Origin of the sequence: Salinispirillum sp. LH 10-3-1 (assembly GCF_030643825.1) — a bacterium.
GTDB lineage: Bacteria > Pseudomonadota > Gammaproteobacteria > Pseudomonadales > Natronospirillaceae > Salinispirillum.
In genome coordinates, this window is the sequence record NZ_CP101717.1 from 947223 (window position 1) to 972123 (window position 24901).

Here is a 24901-nt window from a genome sequence, read left to right on the forward strand (position 1 = left end):
AGTCTTCACAGAATGGCCGTAGGTGCTGGTATTACAACGCAACTCTTGCCAGTTGCGGGCGTTGAGCTGTCCGTTACGTCGGCGGGCATCAAGAAGCCAGGCAAGCAAGACTTGACCTTGATGGTGCTGCAGGACGGTAGTGCAGCAGCGGGCGTATTCACCCAGAACCTGTTTTGTGCCGCTCCCGTTACGCTGGCGAAGACCCACTTGGCGGGTGGGTACGTGCGAGCCTTGGTCATCAACACGGGTAATGCCAACGCCGGTACGGGCGAGCGTGGGAAAGCTGATGCTGAGCGTACTTGCGCGGCCGTTGCTGAATCTCTGGGCTTTTCTGCATCCGATGTGCTGCCTTTTTCCACCGGCGTGATCGGTGAGTATTTGCCGATGGATCGTCTGTTAAAGGCAGTGCCGTCGTTAGCGGAAGGGGTCGGAACTGCCGACTGGCACACGGTCGCCCACGCCATCATGACCACCGATACACGTGCCAAAGGCCATAGCATTCAGCTTGAGCTGGACGGTCGTGTTGTTACCTTAACGGGAGTCAGCAAAGGTGCAGGGATGATTAAACCCAATATGGCTACCATGCTGGGTTTTGCTGCTACCGACGCTGCGGTAGCGCCGGAAGATTTGCAGGCGCTACTGACTTCGGCGGCCAATCGAAGCTTTAACCGTATTACGGTGGATGGTGATACCTCGACGAACGATGCGTGCATTTTAGTCGCCACCGGAGCCTCCGGTGTGGCTCTTGGCCCAAACAGTCCGCATTGGTCTGCCTTTAGCCAAGCAGTGCATGAACTGATGCGCGAACTGGCGCACCAGATTGTCCGCGACGGGGAGGGTGCAACGAAGTTTGTTGCCATTCAGGTGCACTCTGCGAAGAGCAGTGCGGACGCCTTGGAAGTGGCCTATACCGTAGCACACTCGCCCTTAGTAAAAACCGCGATGTCGGCGAGCGATGCGAATTGGGGAAGAATCTTAGCCGCCGTCGGCCGGGCCCCTGTTGCGCCATTTGATCTGCAAGGTATCGACATTTATTTAGACGATGTTTTGTTGGTGAAGCACGGCGAAAAAGCTACGGGTTATGAAGAAGCGCAAGGCGCAGCAGTGTTCGCAAAGGACACGTTCACCATACATATTCATATGGGCTGTGGTACCGCAACAGAAACGGTGTGGACGACCGACCTCAGTCATGAGTACGTATCTATCAACGCCGATTACCGTTCCTGATATGCGCCAGATTGATGTTGCCGTGGGGGTGGTGCTTGATGATGCCGGGCGTGTTCTATTGGCGCGGCGTCCAGAAGCACTGCACCAGGGCGGAAAACTCGAGTTTCCTGGTGGCAAGATAGAGCCCGGTGAGTCGCTGGCGCACGCTATGCAGCGTGAGTTCTTGGAAGAGGTTAACCTTGCGTTGCATGTGCCTGAAGACCTAGCGCCGTGGCAAGTGATAGAGCACGATTACGGCGACAAACAAGTACGCTTAATGATTGCTCTAGTGACGTCTTACTCAGGAACGCCAATGGGAAACGAAGGGCAAGATGTGTTCTGGCAACCCGTTGCACAACTCAAAGCAGCGGACTTCCCCGCTGCCAACGTTGCCATTATCGACAAGCTACAACAGCATTTGGGTGTGGAGGATGACCGCCCCATGGTGGACGAGGGCTAGTGCCCGGCCGATACTTAATCTTGCAGGCGTTTCATCTCTTTCTCTATATCATCGGACATCATATCGTCTATTGTCGGATCACCCGGTATTTTATGCCCCTCGGTTATCCAATCACCCAAATCAATCATGTGGCAGCGATGGCTGCAAAACGGGCGGTACTTCGCTTCTTTGGTCCATTGAACGGTCTTGCCGCAAGTGGGGCATTTGACTTCGGGTACGGCCATAACAACGATCTTCCTAACGGCTTTATTGTGCTGACGAACTGAGCTGCTGAACGTAGCGGTGGTGAAAACGTTGTGTTGCTTTGTGCAACGCTTCTAATGAGCCCGTATTGTCGATGATAAAGTCCGCCGCCTGCAACCGTTTATCGCGTGGCCATTGTTTCGACATGATCTGCTGAATCAGGGCTGCACCATTGCCGTCGCGCTGCATTGCTCGCTCAACCTGCTGCCGCTCGGCAGCGTCAACAACCAGGGTGGCGTCGCAAAGCTCAGCTTGGCCGGACTCGAAGAGTAAGGGCGATACCAGAACACGATAGGGGCCGGATGCGCTCGCCAGTTGAGCGACAATGCTTTGACGAATGGCGGGGTGAGTGATCGACTCTAGCCACTTACGACGTTCATCATCGGGTAGCACATGGGTGCGTAGCCAAAGCCTGTTCAAGGTGCCATCGGGACTGAGGGATTCGGGGAAACGGCTTACAATAGCGTCAAACGCGGGTTGCTCGGGAGCGACAACTTCACGCGCAACGACATCGGCGTCCACCACATGAATGCCAAACTCGTTGTGCAGTAAATCACTCACGACGGTCTTGCCTGAGCCAATGCCGCCAGTAACGCCAAGAATGGGTCCCGTTAGCCCATTGCCCATGCTAAATACCCCTGTACCAGCTGCTCGCCCCAAAACAGATAAACCAAGGCAGCGCCACACAGATAGGGCCCAAAGGCAATGGGGATCTGGCGGTCACGGCCGAGTAGCAGCATCATGAGCAAGCCCGCTATAGCGCCCACTACGGACGATAACAAAATGATTAACGGTAACGCTTGCCAGCCAAACCAGGCTCCAAACACCGCAAAGAGCTTGAAGTCGCCATAACCCATGCCTTCTTTACCGGTGAGCAAACGGAAAGCATGAAACACCAGCCACAACGACCCGTATCCCGCCGCAGCCCCAATAACAGCTTGATCAAGCGACAAGCCGCTAGATGGCGAAATGTGCAAGAGCAGGCCTAGCCAGAGAAGTGGTAGCGTGATTTGATCGGGTAATAGCTGAGTGTCTAAGTCAATAAAGGTCAGTGCTACCAACGCCCAGACAAATGCCATCCACAGCAAAGCCGCCAAGCTGGGTGGGACGGAAAGTGCCACTGCCACGGTCAAGGCGGCAGTGAGCAGCTCAACGAGAGGATAGCGACCACCGATAGAGGCCCCACAAGCACTGCAACGGCCGCGTAGAAACAGATAGCTAACGACGGGCAAGTTCTCAAACCACCGTATGCGGTGCCCGCACGAAGGGCAGGCCGAGCGCGGCACTGCTAAATTATAGGGCTCTTCTGCCTCTCCAGATTCCAACGCCAGAACACTTCTGGCTTCATATTGCCATGCCCGTTCGAGCATTTTGGGAAGGCGGTGAATAACCACATTCAAGAAACTGCCGATGCAAAGGCCAAACAACAGCGCGAGGGCATAGTAAATGGCGGGCATTTGCTGCAGGGTAACAATAAAAGACTGCATCAGATAACCGAGCCCATCATAAAGATCGGCAAGTACATGGAGATCAGCAGGCCACCTACCACAACGGCCAAGAAAGCCATGATAGCTGGCTCAATCATCGCTGTCATGCCATCGACCAAGTTATCCACTTCTTCCTCATAAATGGTAGCGGCCCGACCCAGCATGTCGTCTAGTGAACCGGCTTGCTCACCAATGGTCACCATTTGCACCAACATAGGTGGAAACACTTCTTGGCGCGTCATGGATTGATTCAGCTCCGTACCGGACGAAACATCGTTTCGCACGTTGTTAATCGCCTCATAGAAAACAATGTTACCGGATGCGCCTGCTGCAGAGCTCAACGCATCGACCAAGGGGACGCCTGCCGCAAACGTCGTAGAGAGTGTGCGGGCATAGCGAGCGATGGCGCTGGTACGCGTCAAGTTGCCGATGACTGGAAGTCGTACTATGGTGCGCTGCACGGTGTGCCTGAACTTGGTGGAGCGCCGCATACCTTGCTGAAACAAGACGATAAAGGCAGCTGTACCGACAATGACCTTCAGAATGTGTGCCACCATCCAATCAGACATGTTGACCACCATCTGGGTCAGCAATGGCAAATCTGCCCCAAAGCCTTGGAACATATCAGCGAAAACCGGCACCACTTTCCACAATAGAACGATGGTCACCACTACAGCGAACACCAATACGACGATAGGGTAGGTGAGGGCCTTTTTGATCTTTTTCTTCAGCGCTTCCGATTTCTCTTTGTACAACGCGATGCGCGACAGCATGGTTTCCAGAGCACCCGCTTGTTCACCAGCTTCTGTCAGGTTGCAATAGAGGTCATCAAAATACTTGGGGTTACCGCGGAGTGCATCGGCCAGCGTACCACCACTGGAAACACGGTTCTTGATGTCAAGAATTAAGCCGCGCAACGAAGCTTTTTGCACACCATTGGCGACAATGTCAAAGGACTGCATCAGCGGTACACCGGCGCGCATCATGATGGCAAGCTGACGGGTAAAGAGCGCGATGTCTTCATTGGTAATGGTGTTATTGCCTAGAGAAAAAGCTTCACGCTTCTTGACGATCTTCTTGACCTGAATGCCTTGCTTGCGCAGTTCTGCTTTTGCCAACGCCGGGTTCTGCTGCGCAATAATGCCTTTGGTTTGCTTGCCTTTGCGATCTAAGCCGCTGTATTCAAAGGTTACTGTCTTGGTCGCCATGAAAAAAGCCTGATAAATTGTCTAAATGGTGTCTGAACTGAATTCGTATTCGTTGTCGTTAATTATCAATAGTTACGCGGTTTATTTCTTCGAGGCTGGTCACACCTTGAGCCGCTTTCATTAATCCCGACTGCCGCAGGCTCGCGAAGCCGTCTTCACGCATGGCGGCATCCAGCTCTATCGCATTGCCGCCTTCCATGATGATTTTGGAAATACGTGGCGTGATGCGGACCACCTCATAGACACCGACACGCCCCTTGTAGCCTTTATTACACGCACTACAACCCACGGGTTGAAATAACTTGGCTTGTTTGATCAGTTCATCGCTGAAGCCTTGTTCACGCAGTGCTTCCGCCGGTACATCCGCCGGTTTTTTACAGGCGCTACACAAGCGACGTGCCAGACGTTGGGCGATAATGACATTGATGGTGGTCGCCAAGTTGAACGAGGGCACGCCCATATTGAGCAAGCGGGTCAAGGTTTCAGCCGCGCTATTGGTGTGCAGGGTCGACATCACCATGTGGCCGGTTTGTGCTGCCTTAATAGCGATTGACGCCGTTTCTAAGTCACGAATCTCACCCACCATGATGATGTCGGGGTCTTGGCGCAGGAACGACCGAAGTGCTACTGCGAAGTCGAGCCCGACCTTGGCATTCACGTTCACCTGGTTGATGCCTTCCAAGTTGATTTCCACCGGATCTTCCGCCGTGGAAATATTGACGCCTTCTTGGTTGACGATGTTCAAGCCGGTGTAGAGCGATACCGTTTTACCAGAACCTGTGGGGCCGGTGACCAGAATCATACCCTGAGGCTTGCTCAGAGCGTTTAAGTAAATTGCTTTCTGGTCTTCTTCGTAACCCAATGCATCAATACCCAGCTTGGCACTGGAAGGGTCGAGGATACGGAGAACGATCTTCTCGCCAAATAAAGTCGGCAACGTGTTAACCCGGAAATCGATGGCCTTGTTTTTGGAAATACGCAGTTTGATACGACCGTCTTGCGGTATGCGGCGTTCGGAGATGTCCATGTTGGACAAAATCTTCAGGCGCGCGGCAATCTTGGGTCCGAGTTGTATGGGCGGCTTCGACATGGTCTGCAACACGCCATCCACTCGGAAGCGCACGCGGTAAGCTCGCTCGTACGGTTCAAAATGCAAGTCCGATGCGCCTTTTTTGATGGCGCTCAAGAGCATTTGCTGCACAAAGCGCACCACTGGCGCGTCGTCGGTGCCGCCACTGATGTCGTTGCGCTCATTGTCTTCTTGCTCGGCGTCTACAACATCGAGTTCCTCAAATTCACCATCTTCAAAATCACCGAGATCGGTGGCGCCAGCATCAGCCGCTTTGTCGAGCATTTCGCCCAAAATGTCGTCTTCAACAATAACCAGTTCGGTACTCAGGCCTGTAGCAAAGCGTATATCTTCAAGTGCCTTCAGGGCCGTTGGGTCTGACACGCCAATAAATAAACGATTTGCACGCTTAATCAGTGGCAACGCTCGATGCTTCTGCAATAGCTTGATATCGACCAGGTCGCGGGGCAACTGTTCCATATCAAAGGCACGCAGATCAAAAACGGGCACCCCAAGCTCGTCAGAGGCTATGGTTGCTAGATCACTGGCCTTGGCCATGCCGTTTTGCACCAAATAAGTAATGATCGACACCTTGTCGCGTGCCGCAGCTTTCTGCGCATCCATAAGGGAGTCAGCACTCACTATGTGCTGTTCGGCGAGACGCTTATTCATTCCGGACAGGGCTATGGTCATGGTCAGCTTTCTTGTTCTTGAAGATAATTGAAAGTATATCAGTTGCATGCAAACGCTACAGCACACTCTGCATTATGTCATGACTGATCAATGATAGAAGTGCTTGATCTGTGAAAAAACACTACGTAGCTCACAAAATTTACTCAGCAGCCTAGCTGAGAGCAATGAGTTAGGGTAAATTGTGTGCCATGGGTAGATTGCGTGTTACTCGTCGTAGCATTCCTTTACCTACTAACGACAATCCGATGGAGATTTATAAGAATGAAAAGCATGCAAAAAGGCTTTAGCTTGATTGAATTGATGATCGTAGTAGCGATCATCGGCATCCTGGCCGCAGTGGCCATTCCTCAGTACCAGAACTACATCGCTCGTTCACAGTTCTCTGAAGCGCATGCGCTGTTAGGTGCGGTTCGGGTTTCTGTTCAGGAACGCTTGGATGCGGGTAGAGCAATTGCTGATGCAACCGATGCAGCGTCAGTTACGTCTGTGTTGCAGCAGACTCTTGGTGCTCAAGTTCAGGGCTCTTATGGTGCTCTTACAGGCGGTGTTAACACAACAACACCTGATGGCTATCAGATTACATACACTTTCAGTCCTGGTTCTGGTGCCAGCCCTCGTTTGGTGGCAGCAGGAACGACAAATGATGGCGTAGTTAATTACACTTACGTAATCGCTACAGGTCAATGGACATGTAGTACTGATGTTGAACAGGCGCTGGCTTCGAACTGTGACCCTGTAAGCCCCTAGTATTTATGAAGCTTCAAATCAAAAAAACCCTGGCAACTGCCGGGGTTTTTTTTAGCCCATCTATTATATTACCCGTATCCATGGGCTTGCTGTTGCTTGCTCCTCTGATGCTGCCGTTCATTAGACTGCCAACTGATGTGCCCATGTATGATCAGCTCCGTATTGCCGTGGCACTGACGGTGACGCTGGTAGGGTATGCATCATTAATTCTGCACCCGCCGCGATGGGGTGCCATAGGCGTTGCAGTGATTACTCTATCGCTAGCATTGCTGTCTGTGGTGGTTTTTGGCTATGCGAGTCAGTTCAATATTTTAGAGTTCTCGCTGGCCCTTTTGTTGTTGGGTGCCATTCTTTTGCTCGTGCCACTCGTACGCAACCATCTTGCTATACAGACGTTGAGTCTTTTGCTGTCACTGTTTGCCTTGTCTCTTTTTATCGCTGCTTTTTTTGCTTGGCTACCCTTTTGCGTATTTGAATCACGCTGCAGATCATTACAAAGCAGCTATGTGGGGTTCGAAAACAAGCGGCTGGTGAACGATGTCCAAAATTTATTGGTACCCGTGTTACTGGGCGTTTGGCTTGTTGCTAAGCGTGCTTTGCTGCGCAGTACCGCGTTGGCGGCTTTTGGCGGTATGCTCTGGCTCGGCTTCTTGCTGGATTCTCGCGGCTTGTTCATTGCGCTGATAGTGGTAGGTGCTGCGGCCTGTATTGCAGAGCGTCCTAGTTTGAGACAGGTTATACCGCCAGTTCTCGTCAGTCTGTTTGCATTCCTTGTATGGTGGTCTGTGCAAGCAATCGCTGCGCTCAGTTCACAAACTGCTATGGCAAGCATTCGCACGGGTGACAGCGGTCGGCTGGAGCTTTGGGCCTATAGTATCGAGCGGATAATGGCTGCACCAATAGCCGGGTATGGTCCTGGTGCCTTTGCTGCGGAAGGTAATTTTGTGTCCTCGCCACACAATATTCTGTTGAGTGTGGGTTACGACTACGGAGTCTTGATAGCATTGTTGGTTGTTGCAGGTATGGCGGCGCTGTTTTGGTCCATTTTGACCGTACGCCGCCCTCCATTGGCTGCGTCAGTTGCATGGGGCTTACTGGTGTTAATGATAGCGAGCTTGGTCAGCAGCCCTCATATCACACCATTGGGCCAACTGTTCTATGTGATTGCTGTCGCTGTGACGCTGGCGACAGACAATCGTCTCGTTTTTTGGTGGCAATCTCGTTTTGATGGAGCAGTGACTAAAAATCAACTTGCGAGATATTTTGGCGTTGTTCTGTGGGGGGCTGTTTGTGTCTTGGTGGCTATGTCAATGTTCGCCACCTTTCCGCAGACTTATGACGAGCCAAAACGCTTTAAACCTCGCATCTGGCTCGACGGAGAGTATGCGCCTGCCCTCATTGAGCTGGGCAGGCTGGAATCTCAGTTGTCGTTAAGGAAACGCATCGAATAATCCACTGCCCGCACGTGTTTGGTCAAAGACCCCACCGATACATAGGGTGTCTTGGCCAGCTCGACTTTTTCCAGATCAAAATTTCCTGACGACTCCAATGGAATATCGCCACCCTGTGCGATCACCTTCTGTAAGTCGCTCTCGGATAGTTCGTCCAGCATAATGCGATCAGCTCCGGCCTCTACCGCTTCTTGGTATTCCGCAAAGGTTTCTACTTCGACCACAATCAACTGCGTTGAGCGCAAATCCTGTGCGCGCTGAATGGCCGCACTGATGCCGCCAGCGGCCGCTATGTGATTTTCTTTGATCAAATAGGTGTCATACAGGCCCAGTCGGTGGTTCTGGCAGCCGCCAACGAACACGGCGTATTTTTGCGCCAGACGTAATCCTGGTAGGGTTTTGCGCGTATCCAATACGGTGACGTGGTGCGGGCGTGCAGCCTCTGCGTAGCGCCTAGCCAAGGTAGCTGTGCCAGACAGTGTTTGCACAAAGTTCAGTGCCGTGCGTTCGCCGGTCAACAGGCTGCGCGCCGGTCCGGTCAGTTCGCAGACCACGCTGTTGGCGGTCAGGGTGTCGCCGTCTCCGCACTTCCACTGTACTGTCACACGATCGTCGAGTTGCTTGAACACGGTATCCAGCCAAGCGCGGCCGCAAAAAACGGCGTCTTCGCGTATGATAATATGGGCGCTGGCCATTTGATCTTCGGGGATCAGGGCGGCAGTCACGTCGCCAATATCTTCGAGGTCTTCTTGTAAAGCAAAGGCCACTGTGGCATCTATGTGCTTGCGCAGGCGGTCCGCATAAGGCACCGTTATGAGTTTCATGCAGTTAATTCCAATATAGCCAATAGAGGGTAAACCGAATTTGATCGGAATTGCGCTTATCATCAGCACGCTGATCGTGCGTTGGCAGCCCGTCGGTAATCTAGTGTACCCCATCACTGAACGGATGGCGAAGGTGCGCGACCGGCGCCCGTGGCTCGGCATGTTACTGGCCGCAGCGCTCTCCGTTGCTTTGTGGTTTGCCTCTGGGCACGGGCAAACCCTGCTCGTTGTGCTGGTGCTGATGTTGCTGTTTGCCGGGCGACCACTCAGTGGCCAACGTCCGGGCGATACGCCTGAATACGCTGAACGTCTAGCGCGCAGCATACGGCGCTATTTTGTACCCTTGCCATTATTGGCGCTTTTTGGTTTGGCAGGGGTGATCTTTTTGCTCTGGTTGCGCTTAGGCGCCTTTCCTTTTCGTCAGGCCGTAAACCGTTGGCTGAACCTGACCACGGCGCAGCTGGTGGGGTTCCATTGGGGCATGATGAAGAAGTCGAAGGTGGCGTTGCAGCGCAGCCTTGTGGTGGGAGTAGGGCAGCCCAAGTCGCTGCTCAATTGGTGCCTTCAGTTCATTACGCGCGTGCAGGAAGAGTTCAGCTTTGCGCAGATATGGCAGGCCTTTGTGCTGATTCGTTGGCAATGGTTGGTGGTGGCGGTCGTGATTCGATTGGTCTTTGATTGAGTCAGAGTGAGTACTCTGTCAAAGAGATTGTACGGCTTTCCAACATTAGACCTTGAGTGGCTCGAATTTGACCCCATATTTCGCGGTATACTCGATAGCACTTTTTTAAATCATATCAACCGTTTTCAAGCGAAGGATATTCATGGCTACTACACGACACGTCAAGTTACTCATTCTTGGATCAGGGCCTGCGGGCTACACCGCTGCGGTCTATGCCGCCCGAGCCAACCTCAACCCGGTGGTGATTACGGGGATGCAAATGGGCGGGCAGCTGACCACAACGACGGAAGTGGACAACTGGCCGGGTGACGTGGAGGGTTTGCAGGGTCCGGCGTTGATGGAGCGCATGAAGGCGCACGCCGAGCGCTTTGATACCGAAGTCATCTTCGATCATATCCACACCGCCCAACTGACGCAGCGCCCCTTCAAATTGATCGGTGACCAAGCCGAGTACACCTGCGATGCCTTGATCATCGCCACGGGCGCAAGCGCCCAGTACCTTGGCCTGCCGAGCGAAGAAGCCTTTATGGGTAAGGGTGTGTCGGCCTGTGCAACCTGCGACGGATTTTTCTATCGCGGTAAAGAAGTGTGCGTAGTCGGCGGCGGTAATACCGCAGTGGAAGAGGCGCTGTATCTGTCAAACATTGCCAGCAAGGTGACGGTCATTCATCGCCGTGACAGCTTCCGCTCGGAGAAGATCTTGGCGGATCGTCTGATGGAAAAAGCTCGCACGGGTAACGTCGAAATCCTCTGGGATCATGTACTGGAAGAAGTGCAGGGTGATGACATGGGTGTTACCGGCGTTAAGATCAAAGGTATTAAGAGCGGCGAAGTGAAGGAGCTCAAGTTGGATGGTGTTTTCATTGCCATCGGTCACAAGCCCAACACCCAATTGTTTGAAGGTCAGCTTGAAATGCGCGGTGGTTACTTAACCGTGAACAGCGGTACTGAAGGCAATGCCACACAAACTACGATTCCTGGCGTGTTTGCCGCAGGTGATGTGAGTGATCACATTTACCGTCAGGCCATAACGTCAGCGGGTACGGGCTGTATGGCGGCGCTGGATGCCGAGAAGTATTTGGATGATTTGGAGGCGGCCAAGTAAGAACGGCGGGTATAAATAGCCGCCCTACGTCTAAAGCAAATTTATGTGATCTTGTAGGGCGGGCTGTTTACACCCGCCGTCATCACTGCTATTCAGGCAATGTCACATTCAATTCCAGAATTGACACCTGCCCTTCATTCTCTATTTGAATGTTCACGTCGTCTGACTCAATCGGAATGTACTTGCGTATCACCGCCAGAATCTCATTCTGCATGGCTGGCAGGTAGTCCGGTTGGGTCCGTTGTTGGCGTTCGTGCGCCACAATGACCTTTAGGCGCTCTTTGGCCAACGAGGCGGTTTCGCCGCGTTGACTGTCCCTGAATCGTCCAAATAATGACATGATAGTTCCCCTTCTCAACTGCCGAACATGCGTTGCAGCAGGCCCTTGCGTTCCATTTCCGTGAAGCGCATAACACGCTCCTCTCCCAGCAAACGCGATACAACGTCAGCGTAAGCTTGTCCTGCCGAGCTTTCCGTATCCAGAATGACCGGAACACCTAAGTTCGAGGCTCGTAACACGGCGTCGCTCTCGGGAATAACGCCAATCAGTTTACTGGCCAGAATCTCTTCAACGTCCGCTACACTGAGCATATCGCCTCGGCCTACACGTTCTGGATTGTAGCGGGTAATCAGTAAATACTCGCGAATGGGTTCTTCATTGTTTTCGGCGCGGCGGCTCTTGCTTTGCAACATCCCAATAATGCGGTCGGAGTCGCGCACCGATGATACTTCGGGGTTGGTGACGACGATGGCCTCGTCGGCAAAATACATCGCCATCATCGCGCCACCCTCGATGCCTGCGGGCGAGTCGCAAATGATGAATTCGAATTCTTCACTCAGGTCGTTAAGAACCTTTTCAACGCCTTCGCGCGTCAGGGCGTTTTTATCTTTGGTTTGCGATGCCGGTAGGATAAACAGCTTGTCGCAGCGCTTATCTTTAATCAGCGCCTGATTCAGCCGGGCTTCGCCTTGAATCACATTAACGAAGTCGAACACCACGCGGCGTTCGCAATCCATAATGATGTCCAGATTGCGCAGACCAATATCAAAATCTATTACCACGGTTTTGTGTCCGGCTTTTGCCAGCCCCATACTGAGCGCTGCGCTGGTGGTGGTTTTACCCACACCACCTTTGCCTGAAGTCACCACAATTATCTTAGCCAAGGTCTTGCCTCCATATAAAACGTTGATCAGATCAGTCGGTGGTTGGTTCGCCACTGATTACCAACCGATCATCCTGAAAGTGAATCTGCACATGCTGGGTAGTGGTCGGAAATTGCTCAGGCAGCATATAAACACCGGCAATGGCCACAAGCTCTGCCTGCAGTGAAGAACAGAAAATTTGTGCTTTTTCGAAGCCGCTCACACCCGCCATGGCGCGTCCGCGCAAGGGGCCGTAAACGTGGATATTGTAATCGGCCATGATTTCAGCTCCGGCGCTGACCGGTGCCATAATGATGAGGTCAGCATCACGGGCATAAATCTGTTGGCCAGAGCGCACTTGCTGGCGCACCACCACACTGCGCCGCGTGGTTGCCGAAGGTCGCTTGGTGCGTTTCAGTGATGCGTCGGGTGCAGGTAAGTCGGCGAGGCCGAGGGCGTGAATACGCTCTTTCCACGTATCGCTTTGATATTGCACAGCAAAGGGAATCAGCTGCGCCTTACGAATTGCCGCGCACCAGTCCTCTAACCACTCCGGCAACTCAGGCCAGCCTGGAAACGCCATTACACAGGGTGCGTGGCGCATCGATCCATTGTCGTCTGCCATGAGATCCTGTAACGCCAGAATGGCTTGCTCTAGCGTGCTGCCATCGGCCAATTGCAGCAGGGCATAGGCGGTCATGCTGCCTTTCAAGGACAAAATATTCTTTGGGGGCGTGGAGAGGGCTGGCGTGGTCATGCGGCATCCATGGTTGCTTTGCGACAGTGTATCGAACCCACCGATGCCTTACCAGTGCTCTGCGTGGCGCTCTGGATGGGAAAGGCCTTCAGAGCATCCTAGTAAGAAAACGCACGGAAAATATTAGGCAGTTCTTTGCGCTTTTGGGCGGCTTCATATTATGCTCAGGAGAGATTATTCTATGAGAGCCTTGTGGTGACTTTTTTACCCATTTTTCCGCTATCGCAGCCTATGTTTCCGGGTTGTCGGTTACCGTTGCGTATCTTTGAGCCGCGGTACCTGCGTATGGTGTCTGAATCCAGTCGAGATGGTACGGGGTTCGTCATCACTTTGTTGCAGGAAGGCCAAGAGGTCATTCGGTCGGGCAGCCGAGCGGCCACCTTTCATGATCTGGGCTGTCATTGCCAAATTGTCGACTTTGAGCAACTGCCGGGCGGGTTACTGGGTATCACCATTGAAGGCCAAGCAGAAATGTGGATTGAAACAGCGCATCAGGAGGAAGATGGGCTCTGGATGGGCAAGACACATCGTGCCGAAGTCCAGCCCTTGGCGCTGGATGAGCCGCTGGAAGATCTGATGGCGGTGATGGCAGAGCTGAAAACTCACCCTTTGTTGGACAGCTTGGTGCCTGAAGAGGCGGTAGAAGACATGGATCCAGTACGTTTGCTGAACACGCTGTGCTGCTGGTTGCCGATGTCGGAAGTGCAGAAACAGGCGCTGTTGACGGACTTGAATTTGCAACAGCGCTTGGCGGGGTTGCGGGGTGTACTCGATGAGTGGATGCGCTCTTAGGGCGGCAATTTAATTCATCGCTATGAAAATGCCTCACGCGGTCGCGTTCCTCGGGTAGCTCAGGGCAGTGTATACTGTGTGCAAAACCAGCCAGCAGGCTGGCTTCCTACAGAAAATTATTACTTCATTTCGTGACGGATCCTTTCATGGACATTCAAGCCTACGTTGAGCAGGTTGGGCAGCAGGCCAGAACTGCGGCAACCGTAATGATGACCGCCAGTGCAGGACAAAAAAATACGGCGCTCGAACAGATAGCCCAAGCCCTGCGTGACGGGCAGGATTACATCATCGCTGAAAACCAAAAAGATTTGGCGGCAGGGCGTGACAGGGGCCTGACCGATGCCATGCTTGACCGGCTTACGCTAAACGATGAGCGCATCGCCGGCATGATAGAAGGCCTGCGGCAGGTGGCGTCGCTGCAAGATCCCGTGGGCGCCATTAATGGTATGGAATATCGGCCGTCCGGTATTCAAGTCGGAAAGATGCGCGTGCCCTTGGGGGTTATTGGCATCATTTATGAGTCGCGCCCCAATGTCACCATTGAAGCCGCAGCACTGTGTTTGAAGTCGGGCAATGCCGCCATTTTACGCGGTGGCAGCGAAGCTATTCACTCGAATCAAGCATTGGCCAGCTGTGTGCAATCCGGTCTGGCGGCGGCGGGTATACCAGAGCATGGCGTACAAGTGATCAATACCACGGATCGTGCGGTGGTGGGCGCCCTTATTACCATGCCCCAATACGTTGATGTCTTGGTGCCGCGTGGCGGAAAGGGTTTGATCGAGCGCATATCGCAAGACGCGCGAGTGCCGGTGATCAAACACCTCGACGGCATTTGCCACGTGTACATCGACGCCCAAGCGGACCTCGACAAAGCGCAGCGCATCGCTCTGAACGCCAAAACGCACCGGTACGGTGTGTGTAATGCCATGGAAACCTTGCTGGTGCATGAAGTCGTGGCCGCTGAGGTGCTGCCTAAGCTGGCAGCTGCTTATGCGGAAAAGGGTGTTGAGCTGCGCGGCTGTGCGGCGACGCAAGCGATCATTGCGTGTAATACGGCTACCGAAGAAGATTGGGAAACCGAATATTTGGCGCCTATTTTGTCAATCAAGGTGGTGGCCGATTCTGACGCAGCGATAGCGCACATTAATCGTTATGGCTCGCAGCACACCGACGCGATCGTGACTGAAAACTACACCTTGGCGCGTCACTTTTTGGCCGCGGTTGATTCAAGCTCGGTCATGATCAACGCATCAACACGCTTTGCGGACGGCTTTGAATATGGGCTGGGTGCGGAGATTGGTATTTCCACCGACAAGTTGCACGCACGTGGGCCTGTGGGCCTGCTGGGGTTGACCAGTGAAAAATATGTCGTGTTTGGCGACGGGCACATTCGCCAGTGAGAATGACTTGTCGCTGATCATTGTCTATGGGGGCACCTTTGACCCCCCGCACCTGGCCCACCTAGGTGTCATGCAAGCAGCTTTGCAGCAGCTACCGGAAGCACGCTTGCTGCTGTTGCCGTGCTATATGCCGGTGCACAAGGCACGGCCAGGCGCTTCTGCCGCGCACCGTCTCGGCATGCTATCGGCGATGCTGGCGGCCGAGCCGCAGCTCATGGGTCGGGTGCAAATCGACGACCGCGAACTGCAAGCCGAGTCGCCACGCTACACGGTTGATACATTGGCAGAGCTGCGCGCTGAACTGGGCTCGGATCAGCCATTGGCTTTTTTGATGGGCGGTGATTCATTACAGGGACTCAGTTCCTGGCAGCGGTGGCGTGAATTAACGAACTTTTGTCATCTGCTGGTTTACCCACGGCCTGGCTATGCATTGCCGCAAGAAGGGGTGTTAGGTCAGTTTTTGGCAGGCAAGTGGTTGCCCAACCAGCAGTGCGCGAGACTGGCGCAGACTCCTTTTGGGCAGGCATGTCTGCTATCCGGTACACTTATGCCGGCTGCCAGTCGAGAGATTCGTGCTGGAGCAGCGTCTATGCACTCCTCAGTGCCCAAGTCTGTGTTAAAATATATCGAGCAATACTCCTTATATCAAAATAGCTGAGGCCGAATGAACAGCGAACAAATGCAAGAAATCATCACGAATGCGCTGGAAGACGTAAAAGCACAGAATCTAATAGCGCTCGACGTTCGTGATAAGACCAGTGTCACCGACATGATGTTGGTCGCCTCTGGTACGTCGACACGCCATCTGCAAGCCTTGGTGGCGAACGTAGATACCGAAATGTCGAAACTGGGTATCGAACCGCTGGGGCGCGAAGGCGAAACCGGGTCTGACTGGGTGTTAATCGACTACGGCGATGTCGTTGTACACGTGATGTTGCCGGAGACTCGTGCCCTCTACGACTTAGAGCAGCTCTGGTCAGGCGCGTCACCAAGTGACAATGTGGCGGGTGATGGCACTTCGGCTGCTGACTCGGTCGAATGAAGCTACGGATCCATTCGGTCGCTGGCAAAATGCCAGCCTGGGTGCAAGCTGGGGTAGACGAATACGTGAAACGTCTGCCCCGTGAGCTGGCACCTGAATGGGTTGATTTGCCTTTAGCCAAGCGTGCGCGAAATGTAAAAACTCTTGATGTTGTGGCGCAAGAAACGGATCGTTTGTTGCGCAGTGTCCGCGAGGATCATGTCGTGCTGCTGGACATCAGTGGTAAGAATTGGTCCACCGAAGAGCTTGCCGAAAGTATGACGTCATGGCAGCGCGAAGGACGTGACGTCAGCTTGGTGGTGGGCGGACCTGACGGTGTCGACGACCGCTTGCGTCAGCGTGCGCAGCAACGTTGGTCGTTGTCGCGGCTGACCCTGCCGCACCCATTGGTGCGTGTTTTGTTGGCTGAGCAGTTGTATCGTGGGTGGACAGTGCAGCAAGGTCACCCGTATCACAAGTGAGTCGATGACCCCACAACAGGCAAATAAAGAAACGTATGACCAGACACCACTTTAAAGATCACGCACGCGAGCAGGTACTGGTATTCCGCCGCATGCTGGTGGCGTTCTCTTTCATTGTCGTCTTGTCGGGCATTTTGGCGGGTCGTCTTTTCTATCTGCAAATCGTTAAACACGATGTTCATGTCGCGCGTTCTAATAACAACCGCATCGCCTTGCAGGCCTTACCACCGAACCGTGGTCTGATTTACGATAGTCGAGGGCGACTGTTGGCCGAAAACCTACCTAACCACCGTCTTAGCATCGTGCGCGAGCGCGTAACCGATCTGGACGCTACGCTTACACAGCTCAGTGAGCTGGTCGAGTTGTCGGAAGACGATATTGAGCGTTTTCGTCGGCAGCTAACGCGCTCGCGTCGTCCATTCTCGCCTGTGCCTCTAAAGGAAGGCCTATCAGAAGAGGAAATAGCGCGCCTCGCAGCGAATCGTTACTTCCTTGATGGCGCCATGGTTGAAGCCAGTCTTATGCGGCATTACCCGTATGGAGAAGTATTTGCACATTCGCTGGGCTATGTAGGGCGCATCAATATTGAAGAACGGCGGGTGCTGAATGAATCACTTTACTCCGGAACGGAATACATTGGTAAGGCCGGTGTAGAACGTTTTTACGAATCCGCGTTGCTGGGTCAACCGGGTTCGCAAACCGTAGAGATCAACGCGCGTGGCCGTGTTTTGCAGGTCTTGGAACGGACGCTACCCACACCGGGTGCCGATATTCAGCTCTATCTGGATATTGAGTTGCAGCAGGTAGCATTTGAAGCCTTTGAGGGCCGCCGCGGCGCGGCGGTTGCAATAGATGTTAAAACGGGCGGTATCATCGCCATGGTGAGCAGTCCGAGTTTTGACGCCAATTCCTTTGTGCGCGGGTTCAGTACGGCGGATTACGCTGTGTTGCGCGACAGCTACGATAAACCCTTTCTGGATCGTGCCACGCGTGGTCAGTATGCACCTGCCTCGACCATCAAGCCTTTTCTAGGTCTCGCGGGGCTGCAAGCAGGCACCACTACGTGGGACGCCACAATCAATGATCCGGGCTGGTTCCGCCTACCCAACGATGACCGGCTCTACTACGACTGGACGTGGCGTACCCGTCGTGATGGGCATGGTACCCGTGTCGGCATGGTGCAGGCGATAGAGGAAAGCAGTAACACTTATTTCTATGACCTCGCCTTTCGCACCCAATTAGAAGCCTTGCATGAAACGCTGGACGCTTTTGGCTTTGGTCGCAATACCGCAGCCGATGTACACAACCCGGCGCGTGGTCTTAACCCTTCGCGTGATTGGAAACGGCAGCGTCACGGCATGCCATGGTTCGCCGGAGATACAGTCAACTTGGGCATTGGACAAGGTTTTCTGCTAACTACCCCACTGCAGATGAGTATTGCTACTGCAGTAATTGCACGGGAAGGGGAGTGGTTTGTGCCACGATTGCTGAAGGACAGCTCAGACCCCGAATTACTGGCCGCGCTGCCGGAAGTGCAAGCGCATATTGAGCTGGATGATCCGTCACACTGGGGCAGAATGGCGAGCGCAATGCGACGTGTGGTGCATGGCCCTCGAGGAACTGCGCGGCGCTTGGCGGTGGGTATTGATTATGAAATTGCCGGAAAAACGGGCACGGCGCAGGTCTTCAGTATCGAAGACTTTGAAGAGTTTGATTCCGAACAAACAGCGGAACGCTTACGTGACCACGCCTGGTTTATGGGTTATGCCCCTTACAATGACCCACAAATTGCCGTGGCGGTGATCGTAGAAAATGGTGCCAGTGGTGGTGGTATTGCTGGCCCTGTTGCGCGGAAGATATTTGATCACTATATGGCGCAGCCGCGTGACGAGGTATTAGCGTTTGAATATTAAAGGTTATGTTCGGACATTGCCCACAGTGAATCTGGGCAGTCAGCGCGCCCTGTCGTATCGATTGCATCTGGACCTGCCGTTATTGCTCATGCTTACACTGTTGATGTTTGCGGGGCTTGTGGTGCTGTACAGCGCTACCGGTGGCAATGTGGAGTTTGTGCAGCGACAAGGCATTCGCATATTGGTTGCCTTTGGCGCGATGTTTGCGTTGGCCCAGTTCGATCCGAGAACGATTCAGCGCTGGGGCGGCGTCGCTTATCTCGGTGGCTTGGTGCTGTTGGTGGCCGTCTTACTGTATGGTACCACTGTCAACGGTGCCCAGCGTTGGTTGCGTATTCCTGGGGTTATTACCTTCCAGCCGGCTGAGGTGATGAAGCTTGCCGTGCCCGCTATGGTGGCATGGTACCTGGCCCGCAATGAGTTGCCGCCGCGCTTTAAACACCTGTGTGTGGCTCTGTTGTTGATTGTGGTGCCTACCTTATTAATTCTGCAGCAGCCAGACCTCGGCACCTCGTTGCTTATTATCAGCAGTGGTGTTTTTGTTATCTTTTTGGCTGGTATGAGCTGGTGGTACATCACCGCTGGCTTGCTGGGTGCGGCGGCATCCTTTCCTTTGCTCTGGCTATTTGTCTTACGGGACTACCAAAAACAACGTATTTTAACCATGTTTGACCCTGAGCAAGACCGTCTAGGTTCGGGCTGGAACATTATTCAGTCGAAAACAGCGATTGGATCCGGTGGCTGGGATGGCAAAGGTTTTATGGAAGGCACGCAATCCCAGCTTGATTTCTTGCCGGAGAGTCACACCGATTTCATTGTGGCGGTCTTGGCCGAAGAGTTCGGTTTGCTTGGCATGTTATTGCTGTTGACCTTGTATTTGGCCATTTCCGCGCGTTGCCTCATGATTGCCATTGGCGGCCGGGATACCTTTGGACGCCTACTCGCAGGCGGCTTGACGCTGGTTTTCTTTATTTATGTCTTTGTAAATGTCGGTATGGTTTCTGGTATTTTGCCGGTAGTCGGTGTGCCATTACCCCTAGTCAGCTATGGTGGTACGTCTATTGTTACCCTGATGGCTGGATTTGGCATAATCATGTCGGTCGCAACTCATAAGAACGTATAAGAGGTAAGTATGCGAAAATGGATATTCAGCTTTGTTGGCAGTATGGCGATGATGGTGCCGTTAACGGTCACGGCGCAGGCCAGTACGGGTTTTTTGAGTGATCCACGGGCTGAGACTCTGGTCGAAGAGTTGGTGGAGTTTGGTCTAGATCCAGACAAGGTGCGTTATTGGTTGAGTCAGGGTAATTATCTTGAGTCCACCACCACCAATATTGCTGCCCCACGTGAACAAACATCTACCTATCGTGAGTACCGCCCATTGTTTGTCGCTGAGTCGACCATCCGGGGTGGTAAAGAGTTCATGGCAGAGCACGCAGAAACCCTGGCGCGCGTTGAAGCAGAGTTGGGCGTCGACCCCAAGGTGGTGGTTGCCATCATCGGCGTCGAAACGCGTTATGGTCGGCTGACCGGGCGAGACCGCGTAATTGATGCCTTAGGTACTTTGGCGTTCAGCGATAATCGTCGTAATGACTATTTCTATCGCGAGCTACGCGCGCTGTTTCGTATTGCTCATGAAGAACAAATAGATCCCTTGCTCCTGCGTGGCTCCTATGCTGGCGCCATGGGCGTGCCGCAATTTATGCCGAGCAGCTACATGGCCTACGCCATTGACTTCAATAATGATGGTAAGCGGGATATCTGGAATAACCCCGTGGATGCGATCGGCAGTGTTGCTAACTACTTGGCTGCGCACCGTTGGGAGCGTGATGGTCCGGTTGCCATGCGAGCGCGCGTCAGTGGTGACGATTTCGAAGACATTGTGGCAAACACCAGGTTGCAACCGCACACGTCAGTAGCCGATACCCTAGCCAGTGGTTGGGAGCCTATTTACGACATTGACAATGATCGGATGGCCTCTACTTTTCGTTTAGACGGCGAGCATGGCGCCGAGTTTTGGTACGGGTTTAACAACCTGTACGTCATCAGTCGTTACAATCGGAGCCTGAGCTATGCGATGGCGGTTTATCAGTTGAGCCAGGAATTTAGATGATGCGAACACCAGTTCTTGCAGTCGCTGTCACTGCATTACTGTTAGTTGTGGCTGGTTGTGCCGGTCACTATGCCGCTTTGGATGATACCACTCCGACGCGAGTCGGCGGCGATACGGCAGGTGGGCGCTATGCCATGGCGCAAGACCGCCCTCCATCACGCACCATTACTGCAGATCAAGTGCAGGACGTAGTCCCTATCTACGAACCTCCCTCTCGCGGCGGTAATTCTGACTACACCATTGGTGGTGTGCGTTATCAAGTCATGGCATCAGCCGAAGGCTATCGCGCCGAGGGGGTGGCGTCCTGGTATGGTGAAAAGTTCCATGGGCACACCACTTCAAATGGTGAAACCTATGACATGTACCAGCTTTCCGCGGCGCATACACGGCTTCCTCTACCCACCTATGTGCGAGTAACCAACCTCGAGAATGGCCGCGAAGTGATCGTGCGTGTCAATGACCGCGGCCCCTTTCATGATAATCGGTTGATCGATCTTTCCTATGCGGCGGCGGTGCGTCTTGGTTTCGCTGACCAAGGTGTTGCACGCGTCCGAGTAGAGGCGTTGCCACGTAATCAGCATGCGTCTGCAGCAGCAGCGCCAGCCCGTTATTGGCTGCAGTTTGGCGCGTTTCGTGAAGAGCGAACCGCACGTCAGTTCAGTCAGCAAGTCAGTACAGAGCTAGGGCAGCAGGCGTCGATTGAAGAAGAGGGCGGGGTGTTTCGTGTGCGCATGGGGCCCGTTCATTTGTCGCGCGCCGAAGAGTTGCAGCGTAGCTGGCAAGGTAAAGGAAACGACAAGCCGCTGTTATTCCGGCGTTAATCCGCGGAATACAGCTGCATTATTGCCTTGTGCTGTTAAAATAGCGCGCAATCGAGAATCCCTCACTTTATTCAATTAACGGGTTTGTATTTCTTCCATGATGAAAAAAGTATTATTTTCAGCTGCTGTCTCGTTGTTGGCCCTCCCTTCCTTTGCGAACACGCTTATTGTGCCAGCACCCCCCATGGTGGCGGCTAGTTCGTACATCATGATAGATGCTCACAGCGGTGCAGTATTGGTTGAGCACAATGCGGATCAACGTTTGCCGCCTGCCAGTCTGACGAAAATGATGACCGCCTACATTGCTGAAACGGAGCTGGCTGCAGGTCGGTTGCAGTTGGATGATCAAGTGCGCATCAGTGAAAAAGCGTGGCGTACTGGTGGCTCTAAAACCTTCGTGTTGGTCGATACGGACGTATCGGTGGAAGACTTGATGCGCGGGATAGTTATTCAATCGGGTAACGATGCGTCTATTGCTATGGCCGAGCACCTGGCGGGTACAGAAGATAATTTTGCCGCGGTGATGAATCAATATGCCCAGCGCATGGGCTTGAGCAATACGAACTTTGTGAACTCAACGGGCCTGCCAGCACCGAACCATTATTCCACTGCTCGCGATATGGCTATTTTGTCCACACACAAGGTGCTGGATCACCCACAGTATTACGCCTGGTACAGTGAACGCGAGTTTACGTTTTCTGGTATTACGCAGCCGAACCGCAACAGCTTGCTGTGGCAGAATCCGTTGGTTGACGGCTTAAAAACCGGCCATACTGAAGAGGCTGGATATTGCCTCGTGGCTTCGGCGGTCGACGAAGGCATGCGTCTCATTACCGTGGTAATGGGTACCAGTAGCAACCAAGCACGCATTCAGGAAACGCAGAAACTGCTGTCGTATGGCTTTCGCTACTTTGAAACCAATAAGCTGTTCGATGCGGTATCAAATCTACACGATGCTAGAATTTGGGGCGGCGCTACTGATCAGGTAGCTTTAGGCTTGGTCGATGATCTCTTCGTGACCATACCGAAAGGGTCTTCCGGCTCGGTTCGTACTTTGCTGGAAGTTGATTCGCAGCTGGAAGCGCCCGTAACGACCGGTCAAGTTTTGGGTGAATTGCGCGTGATGCAGGGCGACCAAGTACTTGCTGTACGTGATTTAATCGCCTTGGAAGATGTTGAGCGCGGTGGCTTCTTCAAGCGGATATGGGACTTTATCAAGCTGTTCTTTATTGGCATTTTTAGTTAGGGGGTGTGCGGATGAATGAGCAAGACGCACCGAAGATAGAGTTTCCATGTAAGAATTACCCCGTCAAGGTGGTTGGTGAAGAAGGTGAAGGCTTTAAAGAATCTGTCTTCGCTGTTTTCGAGCATTTGGGTATTGAACACTCAACCACTCGTATACGCGAAATGCCCAGTAAAAATGGGCGTTTTGTTGCTCTGACGGTGCCCATTACTGCAGAAAGCGTGGAACAGCTTGCTACATTGAATACCGAGTTGCGTAAGCTGACCGCGGTTAAAATGGTTATCTGAGTTGCACACCGAATCTCCTCTTATTGTTCGCCAGTTAGGGCGCGTAGCGTACGCGCCCACCCTCGAGCGTATGCGCGATTTCACCCTGAACCGGCAAGAAGACACCCCGGACGAAGTCTGGTTGTTGGAACATGAGGCTGTTTTTACCCAAGGCCAAGCCGGTAAAGCAGAGCACATTTTAGCCGCGGGTGAAATTCCAGTAGTGAACGTTGATCGTGGTGGTCAGGTGACCTACCATGGCCCTGGGCAGCTGGTCGCGTATACCTTACTGGACATTAAGCGCTTGGAGATGGGTGTACGGGATCTCGTCAGTCACTTGGAGCATTCCGTGGTTGATGTGTTGGCGCAATGGGGGGTGCTGGCTTATGCCAAGCCAGACGCGCCCGGCGTCTATGTTAGCGGGGCAAAAATTGCTTCTCTGGGCCTGCGCATTAAGAAAGGCCGGGCGTATCATGGCCTTGCTTTGAATGTTGATATGGATTTATCACCGTTTCAGCGTATTAACCCCTGCGGTTATGCTGGTATGGCAATGACGCAGCTGAAAGATTTGACGGACGAGCAAGTTACCGTCGAGCAGGTGGCTGAGCGCTGGCTGGCAGGCTTTATGCAGCGCATGGGCGTAAACTCAGTGCACGAAATTACGGAATAAGGCGCTGTCCTCTACTGGACAGCGCCCTGTTACTTCTAGCTGATTTGCTTCAACGGAATCTGGTTTGGGTCAACCACCACCGGTACCTCGACCGGTGCAGCCAAACCAAGATTGTTCTTTTCGAACACGCGATCCGCACGATAGCTGGAGCGTACCATGGGGCCAGATGGTACTTCTAAAAAGCCTTTGGCGAGCCCTACTTCCCGATAGTGATTGAACTCATCCGGCGTTACCCAACGCTCTACCGGCAGATGGTTTTTGGTCGGGCGCAGATACTGACCCAGAGTCACAATATCCACACCGACGGCGCGTAAATCATCGAAGGTCTGATAGATTTCTTCGTCGGTTTCGCCAAGGCCAACCATGATGCTGGTTTTGGTAATTACATCAGGGCGATGCTTTTTCGCGTGCGCCAACACCTGTAAGGTTTTGTCGTAACCGGCGCGGATGTCACGTACCGGGTGCGTCAGGCGTCGCACGGTTTCAACGTTCTGCGCGAAGACTTCCAGGCCGGAATCTACCACGCGTTCAATGTGCGCTTCGACCCCGTCAAAATCGGGTGTTAATGCTTCTACCACGACTTCTGGTGTGCGAGCTTTAATGGCCGCTACGCAGGCAGCATAATGAGCCGCGCCGCCGTCCGGTAGGTCATCGCGATCGACAGAGGTCAACACGATGTAACGCAACCCCATCAACTCCACGGATTTCGCCGTGTTCTCCGGTTCGTCGTGATCCAGCCAACCTTTGGGATTGCCCGTATCTACCGCGCAGAACTTACAAGCACGAGTACAGACCGAACCCATAACCATGATGGTTGCCGTACCGTTGTTCCAACACTCGCCGATGTTTGGGCAATGAGATTCCTGACAGACAGTGCTGAGTTTGTGGTCTTTTACGTTGCGGCGCACAGCCTCAAAGCGCTCGCCGCCCGGCATCTTGGCACGTAGCCAATCGGGCTTGCGCACATGGGCTTGTTCGACGACTTGATGGCTCTGCTTAACGCCATCTTTTATCGCAGCAATGCCTTGTTCGGTGCGGAACTTATGGCCGCTGATAATACGCTCTTTTCCGTCGCTCATCGAAAGAGATGCTCTCTAGCAAGAAG

At 53.3% G+C, this 24901-nt stretch carries 28 protein-coding genes; 18 read left to right on the plus strand and 10 right to left on the minus strand.

Features of this window, described 5'->3' with window-relative positions:
• The first annotated feature begins 12 nt into the window (after positions 1-12).
• Positions 13-1227: a bifunctional glutamate N-acetyltransferase/amino-acid acetyltransferase ArgJ gene (gene argJ / locus NFC81_RS04145; protein ID WP_304996273.1), complete on the plus strand. Its 1215-nt coding sequence runs from the start codon at positions 13-15 to the stop codon at positions 1225-1227.
• Positions 1190-1666 carry an 8-oxo-dGTP diphosphatase MutT gene (gene mutT / locus NFC81_RS04150; protein WP_304996274.1) on the plus strand — a complete coding sequence of 159 codons (477 nt, stop codon included), beginning with the start codon at positions 1190-1192 and terminating at the stop codon, positions 1664-1666. Before argJ ends, mutT begins: the two co-directional genes overlap by 38 nt.
• Positions 1667-1680: 14 nt before the next feature.
• Here mutT and yacG read toward each other — a convergent pair whose 3' ends face one another.
• Genes yacG through pilB form a run of 5 tightly spaced genes read right to left on the minus strand, consistent with a single transcriptional unit; the run spans position 1681 to position 6366 of the window.
• The gene (gene yacG, locus NFC81_RS04155; protein WP_304996275.1) at positions 1681-1890 is read right to left on the minus strand and encodes a DNA gyrase inhibitor YacG; all 210 of its coding nucleotides are present in this window, start codon (positions 1888-1890) and stop codon (positions 1681-1683) included.
• Between the two features lie 22 nt (positions 1891-1912).
• Positions 1913-2536, minus strand: coding sequence for a dephospho-CoA kinase (gene coaE, locus NFC81_RS04160; RefSeq protein ID WP_304996276.1), 624 nt, complete (start codon positions 2534-2536; stop codon positions 1913-1915).
• Positions 2521-3396 carry an A24 family peptidase gene (locus NFC81_RS04165; protein WP_304996278.1) on the minus strand — a complete coding sequence of 292 codons (876 nt, stop codon included), beginning with the start codon at positions 3394-3396 and terminating at the stop codon, positions 2521-2523. Before NFC81_RS04165 ends, coaE begins: the two co-directional genes overlap by 16 nt.
• Entirely contained in the window at positions 3396-4604 is a 1209-nt protein-coding gene (locus NFC81_RS04170) for a type II secretion system F family protein (protein ID WP_304996279.1), read from the minus strand. Before NFC81_RS04170 ends, NFC81_RS04165 begins: the two co-directional genes overlap by 1 nt.
• A gap of 58 nt (positions 4605-4662) precedes the next feature.
• Positions 4663-6366, minus strand: coding sequence for a type IV-A pilus assembly ATPase PilB (pilB, locus tag NFC81_RS04175; RefSeq protein WP_304996280.1), 1704 nt, complete (start codon positions 6364-6366; stop codon positions 4663-4665).
• 261 nt (positions 6367-6627) lie between these two features.
• Between pilB and NFC81_RS04180 the strand changes: the two genes are divergently transcribed.
• The gene (locus NFC81_RS04180; protein ID WP_304996281.1) at positions 6628-7113 is read left to right on the plus strand and encodes a pilin; all 486 of its coding nucleotides are present in this window, start codon (positions 6628-6630) and stop codon (positions 7111-7113) included.
• Between the two features lie 143 nt (positions 7114-7256).
• Positions 7257-8564, plus strand: coding sequence for an O-antigen ligase family protein (locus NFC81_RS04185; RefSeq protein WP_304996282.1), 1308 nt, complete (start codon positions 7257-7259; stop codon positions 8562-8564).
• On the opposite strand, the gene nadC is transcribed toward NFC81_RS04185, so the two are convergent.
• Positions 8534-9388: a carboxylating nicotinate-nucleotide diphosphorylase gene (gene nadC, locus NFC81_RS04190; protein ID WP_304996283.1), complete on the minus strand. Its 855-nt coding sequence runs from the start codon at positions 9386-9388 to the stop codon at positions 8534-8536. The two genes, NFC81_RS04185 and nadC, sit on opposite strands and share 31 nt — an antisense overlap.
• A gap of 40 nt (positions 9389-9428) precedes the next feature.
• Here nadC and NFC81_RS04195 point away from each other — a divergent pair, with 40 nt between their 5' ends.
• Positions 9429-10070 (plus strand): hypothetical protein, encoded by a 642-nt coding sequence (locus NFC81_RS04195; RefSeq protein WP_304996284.1) that lies wholly within the window; start codon positions 9429-9431, stop codon positions 10068-10070.
• A 142-nt stretch (positions 10071-10212) separates the two neighbouring features.
• Positions 10213-11175: a thioredoxin-disulfide reductase gene (gene trxB / locus NFC81_RS04200; RefSeq protein WP_304996285.1), complete on the plus strand. Its 963-nt coding sequence runs from the start codon at positions 10213-10215 to the stop codon at positions 11173-11175.
• An 88-nt stretch (positions 11176-11263) separates the two neighbouring features.
• On the opposite strand, the gene minE is transcribed toward trxB, so the two are convergent.
• From minE to minC, 3 genes are read right to left on the minus strand one after another with little or no spacing between them, the layout of a single operon-like run.
• Positions 11264-11515 carry a cell division topological specificity factor MinE gene (minE, locus tag NFC81_RS04205; RefSeq protein WP_304996286.1) on the minus strand — a complete coding sequence of 84 codons (252 nt, stop codon included), beginning with the start codon at positions 11513-11515 and terminating at the stop codon, positions 11264-11266.
• A 14-nt stretch (positions 11516-11529) separates the two neighbouring features.
• Complete coding sequence (gene minD, locus NFC81_RS04210) at positions 11530-12339, minus strand: septum site-determining protein MinD (protein ID WP_304996287.1); 810 nt, start codon at positions 12337-12339, stop codon at positions 11530-11532.
• 31 nt (positions 12340-12370) lie between these two features.
• Positions 12371-13075, minus strand: a complete 705-nt coding sequence (gene minC / locus NFC81_RS04215) for a septum site-determining protein MinC (RefSeq protein WP_304996288.1) — start codon at positions 13073-13075, stop codon at positions 12371-12373.
• Between the two features lie 195 nt (positions 13076-13270).
• Between minC and NFC81_RS04220 the strand changes: the two genes are divergently transcribed.
• The 12 genes from NFC81_RS04220 to lipB all read left to right on the plus strand — a co-directional run bounded on the left by NFC81_RS04220 (position 13271) and on the right by lipB (position 23796).
• Positions 13271-13867, plus strand: a complete 597-nt coding sequence (locus NFC81_RS04220) for an LON peptidase substrate-binding domain-containing protein (protein WP_304996289.1) — start codon at positions 13271-13273, stop codon at positions 13865-13867.
• A gap of 146 nt (positions 13868-14013) precedes the next feature.
• Positions 14014-15267: a glutamate-5-semialdehyde dehydrogenase gene (locus tag NFC81_RS04225; protein WP_304996290.1), complete on the plus strand. Its 1254-nt coding sequence runs from the start codon at positions 14014-14016 to the stop codon at positions 15265-15267.
• Positions 15233-15925: a nicotinate-nucleotide adenylyltransferase gene (nadD, locus tag NFC81_RS04230; RefSeq protein WP_304996944.1), complete on the plus strand. Its 693-nt coding sequence runs from the start codon at positions 15233-15235 to the stop codon at positions 15923-15925. The genes NFC81_RS04225 and nadD overlap by 35 nt, the downstream gene beginning before the upstream one ends.
• Positions 15926-15931: 6 nt before the next feature.
• The gene (gene rsfS / locus NFC81_RS04235) at positions 15932-16309 is read left to right on the plus strand and encodes a ribosome silencing factor (RefSeq protein ID WP_304996291.1); all 378 of its coding nucleotides are present in this window, start codon (positions 15932-15934) and stop codon (positions 16307-16309) included.
• Positions 16306-16770: a 23S rRNA (pseudouridine(1915)-N(3))-methyltransferase RlmH gene (rlmH, locus tag NFC81_RS04240; RefSeq protein WP_304996292.1), complete on the plus strand. Its 465-nt coding sequence runs from the start codon at positions 16306-16308 to the stop codon at positions 16768-16770. The genes rsfS and rlmH overlap by 4 nt, the downstream gene beginning before the upstream one ends.
• Positions 16771-16805: 35 nt before the next feature.
• Entirely contained in the window at positions 16806-18683 is a 1878-nt protein-coding gene (gene mrdA / locus NFC81_RS04245) for a penicillin-binding protein 2 (protein WP_304996293.1), read from the plus strand.
• Positions 18673-19806, plus strand: coding sequence for a rod shape-determining protein RodA (gene rodA / locus NFC81_RS04250; RefSeq protein WP_304996294.1), 1134 nt, complete (start codon positions 18673-18675; stop codon positions 19804-19806). Before mrdA ends, rodA begins: the two co-directional genes overlap by 11 nt.
• A 9-nt stretch (positions 19807-19815) precedes the next feature.
• Positions 19816-20796, plus strand: a complete 981-nt coding sequence (gene mltB / locus NFC81_RS04255) for a lytic murein transglycosylase B (RefSeq protein WP_304996295.1) — start codon at positions 19816-19818, stop codon at positions 20794-20796.
• Complete coding sequence (locus NFC81_RS04260) at positions 20793-21617, plus strand: septal ring lytic transglycosylase RlpA family protein (RefSeq protein WP_304996296.1); 825 nt, start codon at positions 20793-20795, stop codon at positions 21615-21617. The genes mltB and NFC81_RS04260 overlap by 4 nt, the downstream gene beginning before the upstream one ends.
• 100 nt (positions 21618-21717) lie before the next feature.
• On the plus strand, positions 21718-22863 hold the full coding sequence (locus NFC81_RS04265) for a D-alanyl-D-alanine carboxypeptidase family protein (protein WP_304996945.1): 1146 nt from the start codon (positions 21718-21720) through the stop codon (positions 22861-22863).
• Between the two features lie 11 nt (positions 22864-22874).
• Complete coding sequence (locus NFC81_RS04270; RefSeq protein ID WP_304996297.1) at positions 22875-23147, plus strand: DUF493 family protein; 273 nt, start codon at positions 22875-22877, stop codon at positions 23145-23147.
• A gap of 1 nt (position 23148) precedes the next feature.
• A complete protein-coding gene (gene lipB, locus NFC81_RS04275) occupies positions 23149-23796 on the plus strand; it encodes a lipoyl(octanoyl) transferase LipB (RefSeq protein WP_304996298.1) in 648 nt (215 codons plus the stop codon).
• Between the two features lie 35 nt (positions 23797-23831).
• Here the strand turns inward: lipB and lipA are convergent, their stop codons facing one another.
• Entirely contained in the window at positions 23832-24875 is a 1044-nt protein-coding gene (gene lipA / locus NFC81_RS04280; RefSeq protein WP_304996299.1) for a lipoyl synthase, read from the minus strand.
• Positions 24876-24901 lie beyond the last annotated feature (26 nt).

Coding starts and splice junctions, on each gene's coding strand:
- argJ (WP_304996273.1), top strand. CDS start 13: ATGGCCGTAGGTGCTGGTATTACAACGCAACTCTTGCCAGTTGCGGGC.
- mutT (WP_304996274.1), top strand. CDS start 1,190: ATGAGTACGTATCTATCAACGCCGATTACCGTTCCTGATATGCGCCAG.
- yacG (WP_304996275.1), bottom strand. CDS start 1,890: ATGGCCGTACCCGAAGTCAAATGCCCCACTTGCGGCAAGACCGTTCAA.
- coaE (WP_304996276.1), bottom strand. CDS start 2,536: ATGGGCAATGGGCTAACGGGACCCATTCTTGGCGTTACTGGCGGCATT.
- NFC81_RS04165 (WP_304996278.1), bottom strand. CDS start 3,396: ATGCAGTCTTTTATTGTTACCCTGCAGCAAATGCCCGCCATTTACTAT.
- NFC81_RS04170 (WP_304996279.1), bottom strand. CDS start 4,604: ATGGCGACCAAGACAGTAACCTTTGAATACAGCGGCTTAGATCGCAAA.
- pilB (WP_304996280.1), bottom strand. CDS start 6,366: ATGACCATAGCCCTGTCCGGAATGAATAAGCGTCTCGCCGAACAGCAC.
- NFC81_RS04180 (WP_304996281.1), top strand. CDS start 6,628: ATGAAAAGCATGCAAAAAGGCTTTAGCTTGATTGAATTGATGATCGTA.
- NFC81_RS04185 (WP_304996282.1), top strand. CDS start 7,257: ATGTATGATCAGCTCCGTATTGCCGTGGCACTGACGGTGACGCTGGTA.
- nadC (WP_304996283.1), bottom strand. CDS start 9,388: ATGAAACTCATAACGGTGCCTTATGCGGACCGCCTGCGCAAGCACATA.
- trxB (WP_304996285.1), top strand. CDS start 10,213: ATGGCTACTACACGACACGTCAAGTTACTCATTCTTGGATCAGGGCCT.
- minE (WP_304996286.1), bottom strand. CDS start 11,515: ATGTCATTATTTGGACGATTCAGGGACAGTCAACGCGGCGAAACCGCC.
- minC (WP_304996288.1), bottom strand. CDS start 13,075: ATGACCACGCCAGCCCTCTCCACGCCCCCAAAGAATATTTTGTCCTTG.
- NFC81_RS04225 (WP_304996290.1), top strand. CDS start 14,014: ATGGACATTCAAGCCTACGTTGAGCAGGTTGGGCAGCAGGCCAGAACT.
- nadD (WP_304996944.1), top strand. CDS start 15,233: ATGTCGTGTTTGGCGACGGGCACATTCGCCAGTGAGAATGACTTGTCG.
- rsfS (WP_304996291.1), top strand. CDS start 15,932: ATGAACAGCGAACAAATGCAAGAAATCATCACGAATGCGCTGGAAGAC.
- rlmH (WP_304996292.1), top strand. CDS start 16,306: ATGAAGCTACGGATCCATTCGGTCGCTGGCAAAATGCCAGCCTGGGTG.
- mrdA (WP_304996293.1), top strand. CDS start 16,806: ATGACCAGACACCACTTTAAAGATCACGCACGCGAGCAGGTACTGGTA.
- mltB (WP_304996295.1), top strand. CDS start 19,816: ATGCGAAAATGGATATTCAGCTTTGTTGGCAGTATGGCGATGATGGTG.
- NFC81_RS04260 (WP_304996296.1), top strand. CDS start 20,793: ATGATGCGAACACCAGTTCTTGCAGTCGCTGTCACTGCATTACTGTTA.
- NFC81_RS04265 (WP_304996945.1), top strand. CDS start 21,718: ATGAAAAAAGTATTATTTTCAGCTGCTGTCTCGTTGTTGGCCCTCCCT.
- NFC81_RS04270 (WP_304996297.1), top strand. CDS start 22,875: ATGAATGAGCAAGACGCACCGAAGATAGAGTTTCCATGTAAGAATTAC.
- lipA (WP_304996299.1), bottom strand. CDS start 24,875: ATGAGCGACGGAAAAGAGCGTATTATCAGCGGCCATAAGTTCCGCACC.